Raw genomic sequence first — 16,745 nt, forward strand, 5'->3', positions numbered from 1 at the left:
CCTTGTGCCTATGCGTCGGTATCGATGATGGAATCGCGCTTTTCGAACCAGGTGAGGGAATCCCGGATCCCCTCTTCGAGGGAGTACCGCGGCCGCCAGTCGAGCAGGGAGGCGGCGCGTTCCCCGCGGGAGTAGGCGCCGGCGTTGTCACCGGGTCGCCGGTCCGTCTCCACGGCCGGCAGGGGCTTGCCGGTCACGTTGGCGAACGCGTCGAGCAGTTCGCGGACCGTCGTGCCCGTCCCCGTACCGAGGTTGACGACCTGGTACGAGCTGCCGGCCCCGGCCTCGGCCTCGAAGACGGAATCGAAGCGGCGCAGCGCCTGGACGTGGGCCTCGGCGAGGTCCCACACGTGCACGTAGTCGCGGATGCCGGAGCCGTCCCGGGTGGGCCAGTCGACCCCGGTGATCTGGAAGGTCTCGCCGAGGCGGTGGGCCTCGATCATCTTGCCCAGAGCGTGCGTGGGGCGGCGCACCTGAAGCCCTGAACGCATCTTCGGGTCCGCGCCGATGGGGTTGAAGTAGCGCAGCGAGACGACACGGATCTCGCCCGTGGAGCTGATGTCCTCCAAGGCCGTCTCGAACAGCGCCTTGGTGCGGGCGTACGGGCTCAGCGGTGCCAGCTCCGACGTCTCGTCGACGGAGAAGTCGTCGGCGGTGGCGTAGATGGACGCCGACGAGCTGAAGATGAAGCGCCGGCAGCCGTTACGGGCCAGGTGGCCCAGGAAGGTGATGCCCTTGGCGACGTTCTCCGTGTAGTAGCGCAGCGGCTGCGCCACCGATTCGGGTACGACGATCAGCGCGGCGCAGTCGATGACGGCTTCGATGTCCGGGTGCGCGGCGAAGATCTCGTCGATCAGGCGGCCGTCGGCGATGTCGCCTTCGTAGAAGGTCCGCCCGGCCGTGAACTCCCTGCGGCCGGTGACCAGATTGTCGAGTACGACGGGTTCGATGCCGGCGTCGAGACATGCGGAGGCGACCGTGCTGCCGATGAAGCCGGCGCCGCCGGCGATGAGGATCTTCATGGATGGTCCTGTGATCTGTCCGATGGGATGAGGCGGGTCAAGTATGTGCGCCGCCGGTGGACGAACCGGGCGCCGACGGCACGGTGGCCCGGCCGCGGCCGGCCTTCGGTTCGTAGAGGCACCACACCATCGTCGGCTGCCACACGTGCCGGACCTCGAGACCCGCACTGTCCTGCACGACGTCCAGCGAGCCGATGCATCCGTCGACCCGCCCCTCGGACGCCCACCGCACGGCGATCGGCTTCGCGTTGACGTAGGTGGGCACGGCGTGCGGCGCGTATCTGCGGGCGAAGGCCGCCGTCGCCGGATGGATGGCCACCGAGCGCATCTCCTCGACCCCCGCCACCCGCGCCGGGTTGACGGCGACGCACATGGGTTTGGTGGGGCTCTCCCAGGTGGCGACCAGCCGCATCAGGTCGAGGTTCCGGAAGTGCATGTCCACCCAACTGTCCACCACCCGCTGCTCGTCGCGCTCGACGAACCCGGCCGCGACGAGCACGAGCACTCCCTCGGCCAGCCCGAGGTCCATGGCGGCGTTGAAGGAGTCGGCGAGCAGGACACGGCCGAAGTGCCGCTCCGCCTCGGCGTGCGCGTCCGTGCCCACGGGCCCGAGCGTGGCCACCGTCGCCGACCTCCGCTGCGCGGCCGGCAGTGCTTGCTCAAGCGGACTCGGCATAACTGTTTCCCCCGTACGGACTGCTGAAGTGTGGCTGTGCTCCCAGGAGTTCCAGGGTGATCCGGCGGGTCTCCTCGTCGACCGCGAGGCTCTCGCGGGCGCACGCCACCCGGTGGTGGTCGAGCGTGGCGATCCCGTCCCACGAGCCGGGCAGGCGGTGGTCCGCCGACACGAGGTGGGCGGAGCGTCCGGCGAACGCCGGAAGGGCGCCACGGTGAGCGGCCATCAGATGTGCCAGCCAGTCGAGGTAGGTGCCGGCCATCGTCCGGGCCACCTGGAGCACGGCCGGGTCGGGCTGAGCGCCCGGGAGATCGTCGCCGGAGTCGTCCTCCGCCAGAGCGGCCGCGATCACCGAGTGGAGATGGCCCTCGACCCGCTCCATGACCTCCTCCGGCCGGTGACTGACGGCCTCCTCGCTCCACCACGCGGGCAGCTCGGCGCCCGGCGTGAACGACCGCAGCACGGACAGCAGTTCCTTCGCGATCACGGCGGGCGTCGACCGCTCGGCGTCGAGGAGGAGCAGATGCGACGCCGAGGTGAGCACGGCGACGTGCTGGGCGAGGGAGGCCGACATGCAGTAGGCGAGCACCGCGTGCACGCCGTGCGGCAGCTCACCGGCTGCCTGCAGCGCGCGTCGGGCGTACGCGTCGGCGGACAGGTCCCGGGGCAGCGGCCTGGTCAGTACGTAGCGGACGTCGAAGCCGGCGGCTTCGAGCCGGAGACCGGTCAGTTTCTCCTCGGGCCGGTGACCGGGGTAGTCGAGGACGAGGACCACCGGCTGCCCTGTGGGCTCGACCGGGGACGGGATCGTGGTCGTGGTCGTCGGCGGTCCGGATGGGTGCACCATGCTGCTGTTCCTGATTCGTGGGGAGTGGGGGGCGGGGGTCGGCGCGCGCGTCCCTTTTACGGGCGCGGGCCGTCGGCGGCCGAGGCCCGGTGCACGGCGAGCAGGGCGGCCACACCGGCGCCCTCGGAATGGTCGGAGACCAGGTCCACCATGCGGAGGAACGTCGCCATGAACTCCTCGGCCCGCTCCGCGGACCACACCTCCCGCTCGTACTGCAGAAGGACGGACGCGCTCGCGTCCGGCCGTGTCTCGATCCGCAGCGTCAGCCCGGCCCGCAGCGCGAGTTGTACGTCCGCGGCCGCGGGCTCGACGCGCACGCCGTGCAGCTTCAGCGGCGTGTCCTCGTACGTGTCGAGCGCCAGGTAGAGCCAGGGACGCCACCTCTGCTCCACGTCGCGGTTGTACTGCAGGTGCTCGAGCAGCAGCGGCAGCGGAACGGCGTTCGCGAGTCCCGTCGCCACCGAGTGCTTCGCGGAACGGGTCACCTCACGGACCGGCAACTGCGCGTTGATCCTGAACCGGTTGATGACGGAGGTGGCGAACCAGTCGACATGGTGCTCCCACCCGGGCGGACGGCCGGACGACGGACTCACCATGCCCGCCACCGTGTGCCCGGCGTCGTCCAGGACCGCGAGGCCGAGCGCGGCGACGAAGCCGCAGAACAGCGTCGCCGACTCGGCCGCGCAGGCGGCGCGCAGCCGCTCCACGGCCTGCGCGCTCAGGTGCCCGTGGCACTGGGCGGCCGTCGTCGGCCAGACCGCGGGGTCGCGCATCCCGGGCAGCCGCACCTCGGGCAGCGCCTCCAGCGGATCCAGCCGGGTGCGCCAGTGGGCCAGGCGCTCCTCAAGGGCCGCGTGCTGCCGGCCCGACTCCTCCTCCGCCCAGCACCGGGCCTCGATCTCCGGGAGCGGGCCGGCCTCGTCGGCCGCCGCGCCGGTACGCCGGTTGTACAGCGCGGACAGGTCGCGGACCAGGACCGTGAAGGAGTCGCCGTCGCAGACGAGATGTTCCGTGGTGATGACGACGGTGGCCGTCCCCGCGCCCGTGGTGAGCACCAGGACGCGCAGCTTCGCCTCGGTGGCCAGATCGAAGAGGGCTGTCTGCTCCGCCTCCGCCTCGTCCTCCACCGTCGCACCGGCGGGCAGGGGACGGACGCGGAACAGCCGGTCGACGTTCAGCTCACCGGTGTCGAGGCGGAACGCCCGATGGGCCTCGCCGGCCGGATCCGGCGCGAAGCACGTGCGCAGTGACGCGTGACGTGCCAGCAGGTCGTGGCACGCGGCCTCCAGGCTCACCAGGTCGAGGAGGCCGGTCAGATGGAAGACGCGGGAGACATGGTGGGGGATCCGCTGCCCTACGGATTCGGCGTCCCGCTGGAGCCGCCGGAGCTGACCGTACGTCAGTGGTACGTCGCCCGGCGCGGGTTCACGGGTGGGTGGGGGAGCGGTCCGGGGCGCCGGCACCGTCGGCTCGCCCGGCCCGTCGCCGGATCCGGCGAGGCGTTCCCCCACCCGGGCGGTGAGGGCGGCGAAGTCCTCCGCATCGAACACGTCCTGGAGCTCGATGCCACCACGGCCCTCCAGGGCGCGGGTGAGCCGCATGACGAACCGTCCTGCTCTCAGGGAATCGCCCCCCAGGGCGAAGAAGTTGTCCGAGGCGGCGACCGGGCCTCCGAGGACCGCCGTGGCCTGTGCGCACACCAGGTCCTGGAGGTGTCCGTGGTCGAGGTCGGCGGGGGCGTGCTCATGACGCTGGTTCGTGATCACGTGAGTCCTTGGGGGGAGGTGGATCAGGCAGGCCAGGTGGCGGTGCGGAGTCTGCGGAAGACGGTCGCCGCGCCGAGCGGCAGGACGAGGATCAGACACAGCAGTCCGATGGCGGTGTGCGGCGTCAGGTGTCCCAGCAGCACACCGGCCGCGGCGCTGCCGAGCGGACCGCCCGCGGCGAGGATGGTGAAGCTGCCGGAGATCACCCGCCCCCGCACGGCGTCGGGTTTCCGCCCCGGCATGCTCCTGCCGGGTCACCAGCGCCGCGCCGGTCAGATATCCGATCGCTTCCCCGGAAAGGGCGAGGCCGATCGTCTTCGCATCGACACCCTTGCTCTGGAAGTAATTGATCAGAATGATGTTGAGCGCGGCGAAGATGAAATTCTCCAGCGCCATGAGACCGGTGACCGAGCGCAGGACCGGGTCCTTCCACAGCACGCGCGGCCCGACCGCAGAGCCGGCGACCAGCGCACGGGCCGAGAGCCGGCCGCTGCCCTGCCCGTTCGCCGGAAGCCTGGTCAGGAACGCGGACGCCATGGAGGCGCAGTAGCACGCCAGGACGGCCACGAAGGGGTGCGCATGGCCCCATGCGAACAGCACACCGGCCGCGGGAGGGCCGGTCAGCATGGCGATGTTGACCCGGATCTCGTCCTGGCTCAACGCCTGCCGGAGCTGCTCGTCGGGCACGATCGAGCGCAGGGCGAGCCGCCGCACGGGCATCCCGATCGCGCCCGACACACCCAGGACGACGGCCGCCGCGAAAAGTCCGCCGATGTCGATCCGGTCCAGCAGCACGGCCGCGAGTACGCATGCGGTCGCCGCCGTTCTCAGCGCTTCCGAAACCAGCAGGAGACGCCGTCTGCTCACATGGTCGGCCAGAGCGCCCGCGGGAATTCCGAGAACGACCGCGATCGCCGACTGGGTGGCGGCGAGCAGCCCGGCGAGAAGCGGTGAGCCGGTCAGGGAAAGCGCGAGCAGCGGATAGACGAGAAGCGTGACGGAGGTCCCGACGGCGCCGACCGTGGTGCCCAGACACCCTCGACACCGCACAGGTCTTCGACGCGTTGCGGTCGCGGGGCGTCGACATCCTCGAAGGAGATCTCGCCTCGTTCGAGGCCCGGCTCAAGGTGTTCGGGTCCCTCTGGACGGCGGTGACCGGTCACCGGCCCGAGCCTCAGGACCTGCCCGTACGGCTCTTCGCCACGCAGGACCGGTACCACCCGCAGGACGTGGCTCTCCTGACCGGCGAGGACCGCGACTGGCCCGAACTCGGCCTGCGCGACTTCCGTGCGTACGACGTCCCGGTCACCCACCGGGAGATGCTGCGCCACGAGCCGACCCTGCTGGCCATCGAGAGCGCCCTGGTGGAACTGGACGCGACGGTCGACCGGCCCGCCGCTCCACCCGCCCCCGCATCCCGCCGCGCGCGGCCCGCTTCGGCGGCCCCTGCCACGCCGGGCACCGACGACGTGCTGGAACTCGGCCGTGGCCCAGCCCTGCCCGACGAGCGGCGGATGCCCGTCCATGAGCAGATCGCCCTCCACATGAGGGCCCACCCGGAGCGACCGGCCGTCAGCAGCGGCGACCTCACCCTCACCTACGGCCGGCTCGACGCATGGGCCGCGCGCCTCGCCGGCGAGCTGACCGCCGCCGGTGTCACACCGGAATCCCGGGTCGGCGTGCTGGCGGAAGCCTCCGCGGCGATGGTGGCCGCGGTCCTCGCCATCCTCCGGTGCGGTGCCGCGTACGTCCCCGTGGACACCGCCCACCCCGACCGGCGGATCGACACCGTCCTGTCCGACGCGGGCGTCGCGGCGCTGACGGTGACACCGGCCACCGACACCCGGGCAGTCGCCGCCGGACTGCCCCGCGTGTGCGCCGACCCCTCTCTCTTGGTGGACGAGACCGCCACCCCGGAGGCCGAGGCCGTGGGCGTGGGCGGCGACGACATCGCGTACCTGATCTACACCTCGGGCAGCACGGGCGAACCCAAGGGCGTCCTCGTCGGCCACGGCGAGCTGGCGGCCTCGACCCTGGCCCGCCGCACGGTCTACCCCGGCGAGCCGGTCTTCCTGCTGGTCTCCCCCCTGGCCTTCGACTCCTCCGTGGCCGGCCTGTGGGGCACCCTCACCGCGGGCGGCCACCTCGTGGTCGCCACCGCCCAGGAAGTACGCGACCCGGCCCTGCTGGCCCGGCTGATCACCCGGCACGGGGTCACCCATCTGCTGTGCGTGCCCTCCCTCTACGCCGTCCTGCTCGACGCCGTGGAACTGACCGGCCCCGCGGCCACGGCCACCCTCAGGACGGTGACCGTCGCCGGTGAGCCGCTGCCCGAGCCGCTCATGGAACGGCACTTCGCCGTCCACGGCGACGCCGTGACGCTGTTCAACGAGTACGGCCCGACCGAGGCCACCGTCTGGGCGAGCTACGCGCGCTTCGACGCTCCCGCGCCCGTCACCATCGGCGGCCCGGTGCCCGGGACGCGGCTGTACGTCCTCGACGAGGAGCGGCGGCCCGTACCCGTGGGCGTCACCGGCGAGCTCCACATCGGCGGCGCCGGGGTCTCCCGCGGCTACCACGGCCGCCCCGAGGCCACCGAACGGGTCTTCCTCCCCGACCCCTTCGCCGACGCCGGACCCGACGGCACGCCCGCGCGGATGTACCGCACGGGCGACCTCGTCCGCTGGAACACGCAGGGCACGCTGGACTTCGTGGGCCGCCGGGACCACCAGGTCAAGATCCGCGGGCACCGGGTCGAACTCGGCGCCGTGGAGGCCCACCTGGCGTCGCTCCCCGGCGTCCGCGAGGCGGTGGTCGTGCCCAACTCCGCGAGCACCGGACTGCTCGCCTTCGCCCTCGTCCCCGGCCCCGACCAGCCCGATGCGGTGGAGCTGCGCGACCGGCTGACCGACCTCCTCCCCGAACCCATGGTCCCCGAGCGGATCACCGTCCTCGCCGCGTTCCCCCGCACCGTGAACGGCAAGGTCGACCGGGCCGCCCTGATCCGGCAGGGGGCGGTGGCCTGAACGACCTATGCGGGCAGGAGCAGCGCCTCGGCGCCCACGGGGCGGTACCCCGCCGCCTGGAAGGCGCGGATGCTGCGGGCATTGCCGGCCGCCTGCTGCGACCAGACCGGCTCGCCCGGGGGCACGAGGTGGCGGGCGGCGACGGCCAGTTCCCGGCCGAGTCCACGGTGGCGCGCGTCCTCGTCCACCTCGATCGCCGCTTCCCAGCGGCCTGCCACCCCGCGGCCGAGGACAAGGATTCCGCCGTCGGCGACCCATACCCGTACGCCGTCGCGGCGCCAGCGCGCGCGGACCACTCGGGGATGGACCGGGTCGGTGATCTCCCGCAGGTCCAGGGCGGTGCGGCCGGGGAGGGAGTGCGCGACGGTCAGGAGGTCGATCGTGTCGGTGCGGCGTCCGGTCCGGTCGAGGAACGCGTTCAGAAAGCGCGGGTTCATGGTGGCGGCCAGCTCGTCGCAGTCCAGCGCGGCGAGAGTCGCGCGGACCCATCCGGGGTCCTCGTCGGTGAACACGACCGAGTGCGCGGTGAAGGCGATCACTCCGGTGTCACGCCGGCTCGGGGCGGGCACCACGGTGGTGCTGCCGTCAGGTGCTGGGAACTGCCCGTTCGCCGCCGCGTCCAGGATGTCTGCCAGGGTCTGTCGTACGGTCTTCACTCTTCTCCCGCTCGTCGCCGATTCTGTTGATCATCCGGTCCGGCGGCGGGAAGATCAACACCTGAGGCCCGGGGACCGCGGGCCACGGCCCGGCCGTGACGGGGTCCGGAGCGGCGTGCGAGGCTGACGGCATGCGCCCTGAACCATCCCGTCGGATCCTTGTCGTCGACGACGACCCCACGGTCTCCGAGGTAGTCACCGGCTACCTGAAGAACGCCGGCTTCACCGTCGACACCGCCGCCGACGGACACGAAGCCTTGGCGAGCGCCACGAGCGGGCATCCCGATCTCGTCGTCCTCGACCTGATGCTGCCCGGACTGGACGGCATCGACGTGTGCCGCGCCCTGCGCCACCACACACCGGCACCCGCGGTCATCATGCTCACGGCGCGAGGAGACGAGGAAGACCGCATCCTCGGCCTGGAGGTCGGCGCCGACGACTACGTCACCAAGCCCTTCAGCCCCCGCGAACTCGTGCTCAGGGTGCAGTCCGTACTGCGCCGCCGGGACGCCGTGGCCGTCGCCGTCGAGGCCGGAAGCGGAACCTTCCTGAGAGCCGCGGACCTCGTCGTCGACCCGGCCGCCCGCCGAGCCCTCCAGGGAGGGAAGGAACTCGCCCTCACCCTGCGCGAGTTCGATCTGCTCGTGTACCTGATGCGCAATCCGGGGCGGGCCGTCAGCCGCGAGCAGCTCCTGCGGGACGTATGGGACTGGGAGTTCGGCGATCTGTCCACCGTGACCGTCCACGCGCGACGGCTGCGAACCAAGATCGAGGAGGACCCGGCGAACCCCCGGCTCATCCAGACCGTCTGGGGCGTGGGTTACCGATTCGACTCCTCCGCGGAGAAGGGCTGACCACGATGCGGGAGCAGGACATCGTCCTCATCGCCGGCTACGCCCTGGGCGGCGCCGCCGCGGCCGGTGCGCTCGGGGCCGTGGTCCTCCGCGCGGTACGGCACCGGTCGGCCGCGGTCTCGCTGGCGGTCGTCGCGGCCGCCTCCGTGACCACGATGCTCGCCGGGACGCTCGCCGTCGCCTGGGCCATGTTCCTGTCGCGACACGACCTGACCGTGGTCACCACGGTCGTCGCCATGGCGGCCGTCGTCTCCTTCACGCTGGCGCTCGTACTGGGCCGATGGGTGGTCGCCCGCAGCGAGGCGCTGGCCCTGGCGGCGCGGTCCTTCGGTGACGGCGGCTCGTTCTCCGCGCCGGAGAAGGCCGGGACCGCGGAACTGGACGCGCTGAGCCGCGAACTGGCCTCCACCAGTGCCAAGTTGAACGAGTCGCGTGAACGCGAGCGGGCGCTGGAGGCCTCTCGGCGTGAGCTCGTCGCATGGATCTCCCACGACCTGCGGACGCCCCTGGCCGGGGTGCGGGCCATGGCGGAAGCCCTTGAGGACGGTATGGCCGCCGACCCCGAGCGGTACTTCCGCCAGATCCGGGCGGAGGCGGAGCGGCTGAACACCATGGTCGGCGACCTCTTCGAACTCTCCCGCATCCACGCGGGCGCCCTCGCCCTGATGCCGACGCGCATCTCGACGTACGACCTGGTCGGCGACGCGATGGCCGGCGTCGAGGCGCTCGCCCGGCAGCGCGGCGTCCGGCTCGTCGGAGAGCGGGTCGCGCCGGTCCCCATCGAGGTCGACGGCAGGGAGATGACACGCGTCCTGTGCAACCTGCTCAGCAACGCACTCCACCGGACGCCGCCCGACGGCACGGTCGCCATCGCCGCGGAGTCCGGGGAGGACGACACGGTGGTGCTCTCGGTGACCGACGAGTGCGGCGGGATCCGCGAGCAGGATCTGCCCCGGGTCTTCGACACCGGCTGGCGCGGCACCGAGTCACGCACGCCCCCGGGCGGCGCGGGTCTCGGCCTGGCCATCGTCCGCGGCATCGTCGAGGCCCACGCGGGCCGCGCCAGCGTACGCAACGTGGCCGCCGGCTGCCGTTTCGAGGTGACCCTGCCCAAGGCCGGCGCCTGAAGGCCGTCCAGCCCCGGGCGCGATCACAGGTGGCTCCCCCGCGCGGGGGAGCGTGATCGTCCGCGCGGACGACGCCCTGGCGCCCGGGTTCGGCGACGGTGGCGTTGTGACGATCAAGCATTCTTCGGACGCCGCCGTGCGTCCGGCCCCGGCCTTGGCCCTCCGCCTCCGTCCGGGCATGTGGCCCGGGTTCGCCGTCGCGGCATGGGGGATCCTCTTCGCGGTACCCAGTTTCGTCTGGGCGCTGGGTGGCACCTTCGGTGCGCGGTCGACGGTGGCTCCCGCGCTGATGAAGCTTGCTCACGACCGGGTGCCGTGGTTCCTGGCCGTCTTGTGGGTGACCGGTTTCCTGAAGCTCTTCGGGGCTCTGGTCGGTATCGGCCTGACCCGCCGTCGCGGCAAGTGGACGGGCCGGTTCATGGTGTTCTGCGGCGGCGGCGCGACCGTGCTGCTCGTCTGGCACGGATGTCTGTTCGTCGTCCACGGAGTGCTGGTCGAGACCGGGGCGCGCGCCGTCGCACCCGACCTGGCCGGGTTGACCCGCTGGTACCTCTACCTGTGGGGGCCGTGGTTCATCGCCGGTGGTCTGGCCTTCGCCGCGGCCGCCACGCGCTACGTCCGCCGACACGACGGCCGGCGTGAGCTGAGGCATTACGGCGCCGTAGGGGCGCTGGGCGCGTTGCTCCTGTCCTTGGCCTCGGTGGTCACCGGTGTCGGCTGACGAGCCGGTCTCGAATCCTGCGCCCGACACATGGGCGTACGAACAAGCGGTGCTGGAGTTCTTGGACCCCGGGCGCCGCACGACGCGGTCGCGCGGCGCGTGCTGTGACCCCACGGCGCAGGCCTCGGACCGACTTCCGAGGTCAGCAGTCGTTCTCCACCGGCCGGCCTTCGATGCGGTCCGCCAGCCACCTGACGGTCGACGGGGCGGCGGCGTAGAAGGTGGCGATATGGGTGGGGACCACGTACGTGTCCCAGTCGACGGACGCGCCGAGCCCGCACAGCCGGTCCTTGAGCTCGGTGCCCGCCCGGTACGGGATCACGTCGTCCAGGCGCGAGTGGTACAGCTGCACCGGCACCGCCGGTCGGTGGCGTCCGGCCTGCTGCTCGGTGAGGCGGCCGCGCCAGTCGGCCCGCGTGAAGGGGTCCTCGGTGGTCAGCCGGTCCCAGCTGTGCATGCCGTACTTGGTGGCGATCTCCAGCGTGCAGTCGTCGGCTATGTCGGCCAGCAGTTCGCGGCCGTGGTCGGTGAACAGCTCCTCCAGCGGGAGTTCGGGGTAGGCGTGCTTGAGGCCGACGGCGGCGGTCAGGCCGAAGCCGAAGGCCGGGCTGCCGTCCACCCCCTGCGCGACCAGCAGAAGATCGGCGGCGGGCGCCCCGACCGAGGCGCCGCGCAGGTTCAGCTCCGGTGCGTAGGAGGGCTGCAGCTCGGCCGCCCAGCTCGCCGCCTGACCGCCCTGCGAGTAGCCGGCGATGAGGACCGGGGCGTCGGGGACGATGCCCGTCCCGGGCAGTCGCTGGGCCGCGCGCACCGAGTCCAGTACGGCCTGGCCCTCGGCGCGCCCGTTGACGTAGCTGTGCCCGCCGGGGGTGCCGAGCCCCTGGTAGTCGGTGGCGACCACGGCCCAGCCGCGGTCGAGCATCGCCTTGATCACGATGCTCTCGTACTGGCTGCCCTCGGCCAGCGCCCGCGAGGGGGCGCACCTGTCGCCCAGGCCGTGGGTGCCGATGGCGTGTGCGACCACGGGGCGGGGGCCCGGTCCGTCGTACGGGGCCTCGGGGACGAGGACGGTTCCCGAGACGGCGATCCGGCGGCCGTCGGTGTCGGTGGAACCGTAGAGCAACTGCCAGGAGCGGACGCGCTGGTCGACAAGGCCGGTGGGCTCGATACGGAATTCGGCGGCCCGGGACTGGATCACCTCGCCGGGCCCGGCGCTGAGTTCACCGGCCGGTGGGGTGTAGAAGTCGTCGCGGAGGTCGCCGCTCTCGACGGCGGTGGCCGGAGTGGCGGTCGCCATCAGGGTGGCCAGCAGCGCGACGAATGTGGGCACGGCGGTGCGCAGGAATCTCATGAGGGTCCCTGGGGAAGTGAGGGTTACGAGGCTGTGCACCGATGATCGACCGGATGTGAGCATCCAGTGATGGAGCGTCGGACAGAATGTGAAGCCTGATCATGTGAGCAACGACAATGACATCTGTCGTTCGGCAATGCCGTACGGCTCGTTAAGATGCGGCCATGCCCGACAGCCTCGTCACCACCCACCCGACGGATCGACGAATCGGCTTACTGGCCACCGCCTTGAACGGGCGGCTGCCCGAACTGAGCAAACGCGCCGTCGACCGGATCCTCGCCCCCGCCGGCACCGTCGCCTACCGCCGCCTGGTCCCCACCGAGGAGCTGCGCGGCTCCTGTCAGGCCCATCTCACCTTCACGCTCAGCGCCCTGACGGGCCGTCACAGCGCAGCCCCGGCCACCGCCACCGCGCTCCGCCGGGCCGGCCAGGGCGTCCCGCAGTCCGCCGTGATCGCCGCCTATCACGCGGGCGGGCGGATGCTGCTGGAGGAACTGACCGCCGAGGCGCGCAACGCCGGCCATGGCGGCCTTGAGGCGCTGCCCGACGGCGCGGCCCGCCTGCTCGGTCTGATCGAGACCGGCGCCAACGAGATCACCGCCGCCTACCAGCACGCGGCGTCGGCCGCCGCCGACCAGGCGGGCTCCCCGGCCCTGGCCGGCCTCTTCGACGGCACCGCCCGCAGCACAGAGGCGCTCTGGCGGGCGGCGGACACCCTGCGCCTGCCGTACGACGGGCTGTTCGTGGTGCTGGTCGCCGATCCGCCGCCCGGACCGGCGCCCGAGCTCGGCAACCGGCTCGCCGCCCACGGCATCGCCTCCGCCTGGAGCCGCACCGCCGGCCTGCTGGCGGGGCTGGTCTCGGTCCGCGACCGCCGCACCCTGGATCGGCTCCTGCTCGTGCTCCAGCGTTCGGCCACCCTCCGCTACGGGGTGAGCCCGGCCTTCGCCGGCCTCGCCGACTGCGCCACCGGCCTGCGGCTGGCCCGGCTCGCCCTGGCCACGGCCGACCCGGCCGGCCCACCGGTCGCCAGCTTCGACGACGGCCCGCTCGCCGGTCTCGTGGTGGACTCCCCGGACGTCGCCGCCCGGATGGCCCGCTCGGTCCTCGGCGCGCTGCTCGATCTCCCGGCCGAGCAGCGCACGATGCTGATCGGCACACTCACCGCGTGGTACGCGGCCGCCGGCTCCATGGAGGATGCCGCGCAATCCCTGCACTGCCACGCCAACACCGTCCGCCAGCGACTGCGCCGGATCCGCCGGCTTACCGGACGTACTGTCACCGACCCTGTCGACACGGCGGAGTTGTACGCGGCGCTGCAGGCCGTCCGTACGCTGCCACGCTCGGTCCTGCGCTGACGGGACGTCATGGACAGATCCGGCGGTACGTCACTCCGGCAGGTACGTACCGGTGCCATTCCCGCTCGGTCATGGACCGGCCCGCGGCCGCGCAGGCCCTGTCGACGAGGGTGCCGAGATCGTTGAACAGGTCGGTGTCCCACAGCCGCGCCGTCGCGTCGTTGCTGCTGGTGGCCAGGGTCTTCCCGTCCGGGCCGAAGTCCACCCACCACACGGTGCCGGTGTGGCCGGTGAGGATGGCCAGCTGCCGGTGGGTCCGTACGTCCCACAGCCGCACCGTCCGGTCTTCGCCGCCGGTGGCCACGGTCTGCCCGTCCGGGCTGATGGCCGCCGACAACACGGTGGCGGTGTGGCCGGTGAGGGTGGCGAGCTCACGGTGGGTGCGTACGCCCCACAGCCGTGCCGTGGTGTCTCTGGCGCTGGTGGCGAGGGTGTTTCCGTCCGGGGTGAAGGCCACCGACTGCACCCAATCGGTGTGGCCGGTGAAGGTGGCCAGCTCGCGGTGGGTCCGTACGTCCCACAGCCGTGCCTGCCGCCCGTCGCCGGCGGTCGCCAGGATCCTTCCGTCCGGGCTGAAGGCCACTGAGTTCACCTGCTGAGTGTGGCCGGTGAGCGTGGCGATCTGGCGGCGTGCCCGCACGTCCCACAGCCGTACCGTCCGATCGACACCGCCGGTGGCGAGGGTGCCGCCGTCCGGACTGACGGCCACCGAGTTCACCGAGCGGCTGTGGCCGGTCAACGTGGCGCGCAAGGGTGAGCTGAGCGTGGTGAGGAGCCGGGTGCGGGTGTCGGCGGTGGGGTGGATGCGCTGTGCGGCCAGCGCGAGGCGAGCCGCCAGGGCGGGATCGCTCAAGGCGTGGAGCTGGCTCTGTGTGGTCAACCGCTCGACGGCGGCCAGATCCCGTTGCTCGCTGCTGGTCCGGGCGTTGCGGGAAGCCAGACTGGACACGACGAGGACGAGGACGGCCAGGAGGGCGAAGCCGGCCAGGACGAGGCGGCGCCGGCGGGCGGTGCGGCGCTGGACCTGGATGCTGGCCTCGACGAACTCCGCTTCCTCCGCGGAGATCTCGGCCGCACGCGCGCCGAGCCACCGCTTCGCCTCGTCGGCCCGGTGCCGGTCGAGGGTGAGTTCTCGCGGCCGGCCCCGTTCCTGCCAGGCCCGCACGGTGCGCCGCAGCTCCTCCTGCCAGCTGCGGAAGTCGCGGTTGCGCTCGACCCAGCTCTGCAGTCGTGGCCAGCTCTCCACCAGTGCCTGGTGCGCCAGTTCGGCCGTGTCGAGCCCCGTCGGGCGGCGGGTCACGACGACCAGCCGCGTGCTGGCCAGGCGGTGGATCAGCGACCAGTCGTGCTCGGAGAACTCCGACCGATCGGCGACCCTGCGTGTGTCGGGGCCGCGTTCGCCGACGTCCAGCCGCTCGGCGGGGCGGACCAGCTGGATGAAGATCCTCTCCAGCGCCTCGTGCTCGGTACTGTCCGCCCACTCCCACAGGGTGCGTTCCGCGTTGCCGACCAGTGCTCCTTCGACCCCGCCGAGCTCCTGGTAGGCGCCGGCCGTGAGTACCCCGCGCTCCTGGCGTGCCCACAGCTGGCTGAGGGTGTACTCCAGCATGGGCAGCGCGGCCGCACCGTGCGGGGTGTCGTGCAGCAGCCGCTCGACCAGACCGTCGGCGAAGCGGATGCCGGCGTGCCCGGCCAGCGGACGGGTGATGGCGGCGCACAACTGGTCCCGGGTCATCGGCGGCACCACCACATGGGTCGCTTCCCAGGCGGCACGGAGGTGGGGGAGCTGCTCGATCTGCGGCAGGAAGTCGATGCGGCTGACGACCACCGCCTGGGCCGGCCGGCTGCCGTCGGTGCGGCGCATGGTGACGACGCCCAGCATCGCGTCGAGCTTGCGCGCGGTTTCCGGCGCGTCCGCCAGCAGGGTTTCGAACTGGTCGAGTACGAGCAGGAGCTTGGACCGTTCGTGGTGGCGGGCCAAGGTCTGCTCGACTGCGGTGCGCAGCCCCTCCTCGTCCGCCAGCCGGCGGGCGAGGGCGGACCAGTGGTCGTGCCAGTCGGCCGTCCTCGTGTCCGCGTCGCCCGCGGACGCGAGCGCCCAGGCGAGCAGTTCCTCGGCGGTCAGCCGCAGCCCGTGGGGGAGACGGGCGATCAGATGGCGGTCCTGGTCGACACGGGCCAGCAGGCCGGCGCCGGTCAGCGAGGACTTGCCGACGCCGGAGGCGCCGAGGACCGGCAGGATCGGTACCTGTTGTTCGCCGAGCAGTTCGAGCAGCCGGCGCGTTTCTTCGGTACGTCCGTGGAACACCGCGCTGTCGTGCTCGGTGAAGGGCAGAAGCTCACGGAACGGACTGTCGTCGAGCAGCCGGGAGCGTAACTGCGGCCACTCCCGGGCGAGCGACTCCACGGTGAGCGCATAGCCGGTCCGGCGCCGCTGGTCCCCTTCGACGGCGACGACGACTCCGATGACGCCCTGGTACTCCTCGTCCCACACCGGTGCCCCGCTGAAGCCGCCTGCCAGCGGGAAACCGGCCTGCTCGTCGCAGGTCAGCTGCCACCAGCCGGTTCCCTCCCGGCCCTCGACGGTGCCGCGGGTCCAGACGCCGGCATCCTTGCTGCCGCCGGCCCCGGGGTACCTCGGGAAGCCGAAGGCGCGCCAGCGGTGTCCGGCGAGGTCGTCCGCCTCCAGGATCCGCATCGCCACGGCGCCCGTCGGCAGGTCGTCGGTCAACCGCAGCACGGCGACGTCACCGCTGTTGTCGGCGGCCACCGGCACACTGAAGTGCACGGTGGCCGCCGCCTTGGGGTGGCCCGGCAGCAGGGGGAAGTCGACGGTCACGGGGAAGCGGGCGGGCAGCGGCTGGTCGTCCGGGAGGCCGGCGAGGGAGGAGATGACGTGCGCGCACGTCAGCAGCAGCCGGCCGGGGATCAGGAACGCGACGCCGACCGGCCGTCCTTCGTGCAGGACTCGCGCCGTCCCGCGCTCCCACGCCAGGCCCGGCCCGCCCGGCGAGCTCACCCGTCGCCCTCGGGGCGACTCCACTCCAGTTGCAGCGTGATGTGCGCGTCGCCCGACCCCTTGGCCACGACGAACCCGGCCTCGGCCGTGACCCGGATGCCGAACTCGGCCCGGATGTGGTCGGGGCTCCGCGGCAGGTCCGTCAGCCGCTCCAGCAGTGCCTCGGCGACGCGTCTGACGCGGGCCATCCCGGCTTCGAAGGTGTCCGCCGAGGACTCGAAAAGCCCTTCGCCGCGGCTGGCCCGGAGGACTCCGGAACCTTGCCCTTCGCCCAGTTCGACGACCATGGTCTCGCCATTCTCGAAGGGCACACTCATATACA

General features: G+C 72.3%; 14 protein-coding genes and 1 pseudogene. 5 read left to right on the top strand and 10 right to left on the bottom strand.

Annotated features, from left to right (window positions below; translation table 11 throughout):
- Positions 1–8: 8 nt before the first annotated feature.
- From galE to IEZ01_RS35970, 6 genes and pseudogenes are all read right to left on the bottom strand, one after another.
- Entirely contained in the window at positions 9–1,022 is a 1,014-nt protein-coding gene (galE, locus tag IEZ01_RS03010) for a UDP-glucose 4-epimerase GalE (protein ID WP_189199665.1), read from the bottom strand.
- 37 nt (positions 1,023–1,059) lie between these two features.
- Positions 1,060–1,626 (bottom strand): hypothetical protein, encoded by a 567-nt coding sequence (locus IEZ01_RS03015; protein ID WP_189199667.1) that lies wholly within the window; start codon positions 1,624–1,626, stop codon positions 1,060–1,062.
- A gap of 55 nt (positions 1,627–1,681) precedes the next feature.
- Entirely contained in the window at positions 1,682–2,545 is an 864-nt protein-coding gene (locus IEZ01_RS03020) for a hypothetical protein (RefSeq protein ID WP_189199669.1), read from the bottom strand.
- Between the two features lie 56 nt (positions 2,546–2,601).
- Positions 2,602–4,311, bottom strand: a complete 1,710-nt coding sequence (locus tag IEZ01_RS34625; protein ID WP_229832624.1) for a condensation domain-containing protein — start codon at positions 4,309–4,311, stop codon at positions 2,602–2,604.
- Between the two features lie 23 nt (positions 4,312–4,334).
- Positions 4,335–4,553 carry a hypothetical protein gene (locus IEZ01_RS34630; protein ID WP_229832625.1) on the bottom strand — a complete coding sequence of 73 codons (219 nt, stop codon included), beginning with the start codon at positions 4,551–4,553 and terminating at the stop codon, positions 4,335–4,337.
- Between the two features lie 67 nt (positions 4,554–4,620).
- Positions 4,621–5,361: pseudogene (locus tag IEZ01_RS35970) on the bottom strand (MFS transporter); the annotation flags it as partial.
- 14 nt (positions 5,362–5,375) lie between these two features.
- Between IEZ01_RS35970 and IEZ01_RS03030 the strand changes: the two are divergent.
- Entirely contained in the window at positions 5,376–7,337 is a 1,962-nt protein-coding gene (locus tag IEZ01_RS03030) for an amino acid adenylation domain-containing protein (protein ID WP_189199673.1), read from the top strand.
- Positions 7,338–7,342: 5 nt separating this feature from the next.
- Here the strand turns inward: IEZ01_RS03030 and IEZ01_RS03035 are convergent, their stop codons facing one another.
- Complete coding sequence (locus tag IEZ01_RS03035; protein ID WP_189199675.1) at positions 7,343–7,993, bottom strand: GNAT family N-acetyltransferase; 651 nt, start codon at positions 7,991–7,993, stop codon at positions 7,343–7,345.
- Between the two features lie 131 nt (positions 7,994–8,124).
- Here IEZ01_RS03035 and IEZ01_RS03040 point away from each other — a divergent pair, with 131 nt between their 5' ends.
- The 3 genes from IEZ01_RS03040 to IEZ01_RS03050 all read left to right on the top strand — a co-directional run bounded on the left by IEZ01_RS03040 (position 8,125) and on the right by IEZ01_RS03050 (position 10,695).
- Complete coding sequence (locus IEZ01_RS03040; protein WP_019891312.1) at positions 8,125–8,847, top strand: response regulator transcription factor; 723 nt, start codon at positions 8,125–8,127, stop codon at positions 8,845–8,847.
- A gap of 5 nt (positions 8,848–8,852) precedes the next feature.
- Positions 8,853–9,974, top strand: coding sequence for a sensor histidine kinase (locus IEZ01_RS03045; protein WP_019891313.1), 1,122 nt, complete (start codon positions 8,853–8,855; stop codon positions 9,972–9,974).
- Between the two features lie 106 nt (positions 9,975–10,080).
- Entirely contained in the window at positions 10,081–10,695 is a 615-nt protein-coding gene (locus IEZ01_RS03050; protein ID WP_229832627.1) for a DUF3995 domain-containing protein, read from the top strand.
- Between the two features lie 142 nt (positions 10,696–10,837).
- On the opposite strand, the gene IEZ01_RS03055 is transcribed toward IEZ01_RS03050, so the two are convergent.
- Positions 10,838–12,046 carry a lipase family protein gene (locus IEZ01_RS03055; RefSeq protein ID WP_019891316.1) on the bottom strand — a complete coding sequence of 403 codons (1,209 nt, stop codon included), beginning with the start codon at positions 12,044–12,046 and terminating at the stop codon, positions 10,838–10,840.
- A 164-nt stretch (positions 12,047–12,210) separates the two neighbouring features.
- Between IEZ01_RS03055 and IEZ01_RS03060 the strand changes: the two genes are divergently transcribed.
- Entirely contained in the window at positions 12,211–13,404 is a 1,194-nt protein-coding gene (locus IEZ01_RS03060; RefSeq protein ID WP_189199679.1) for a helix-turn-helix domain-containing protein, read from the top strand.
- Positions 13,405–13,411: 7 nt separating this feature from the next.
- Here the strand turns inward: IEZ01_RS03060 and IEZ01_RS03065 are convergent, their stop codons facing one another.
- Positions 13,412–16,423, bottom strand: a complete 3,012-nt coding sequence (locus IEZ01_RS03065; RefSeq protein ID WP_189199681.1) for an nSTAND1 domain-containing NTPase — start codon at positions 16,421–16,423, stop codon at positions 13,412–13,414.
- Positions 16,420–16,740, bottom strand: a complete 321-nt coding sequence (locus tag IEZ01_RS03070; protein WP_040875240.1) for a CU044_2847 family protein — start codon at positions 16,738–16,740, stop codon at positions 16,420–16,422. The genes IEZ01_RS03065 and IEZ01_RS03070 overlap by 4 nt, the downstream gene beginning before the upstream one ends.
- Positions 16,741–16,745: the final 5 nt, after the last annotated feature.

The sequence above is a fragment of the Streptomyces purpureus genome (genome assembly GCF_014648195.1).
Classification (GTDB): Bacteria; Actinomycetota; Actinomycetes; order Streptomycetales; family Streptomycetaceae; genus Streptomyces; species Streptomyces purpureus.

Bases quoted from the DNA above. Each gene is read 5' to 3' on its own strand.
- galE (WP_189199665.1), bottom strand. From the start codon at position 1,022: ATGAAGATCCTCATCGCCGGCGGCGCCGGCTTCATCGGCAGCACGGTC.
- IEZ01_RS03020 (WP_189199669.1), bottom strand. From the start codon at position 2,545: ATGGTGCACCCATCCGGACCGCCGACGACCACGACCACGATCCCGTCC.
- IEZ01_RS34630 (WP_229832625.1), bottom strand. From the start codon at position 4,553: ATGCCGGGGCGGAAACCCGACGCCGTGCGGGGGCGGGTGATCTCCGGC.
- IEZ01_RS03040 (WP_019891312.1), top strand. From the start codon at position 8,125: ATGCGCCCTGAACCATCCCGTCGGATCCTTGTCGTCGACGACGACCCC.
- IEZ01_RS03045 (WP_019891313.1), top strand. From the start codon at position 8,853: ATGCGGGAGCAGGACATCGTCCTCATCGCCGGCTACGCCCTGGGCGGC.
- IEZ01_RS03055 (WP_019891316.1), bottom strand. From the start codon at position 12,046: ATGAGATTCCTGCGCACCGCCGTGCCCACATTCGTCGCGCTGCTGGCC.
- IEZ01_RS03060 (WP_189199679.1), top strand. From the start codon at position 12,211: ATGCCCGACAGCCTCGTCACCACCCACCCGACGGATCGACGAATCGGC.
- IEZ01_RS03070 (WP_040875240.1), bottom strand. From the start codon at position 16,740: ATGAGTGTGCCCTTCGAGAATGGCGAGACCATGGTCGTCGAACTGGGC.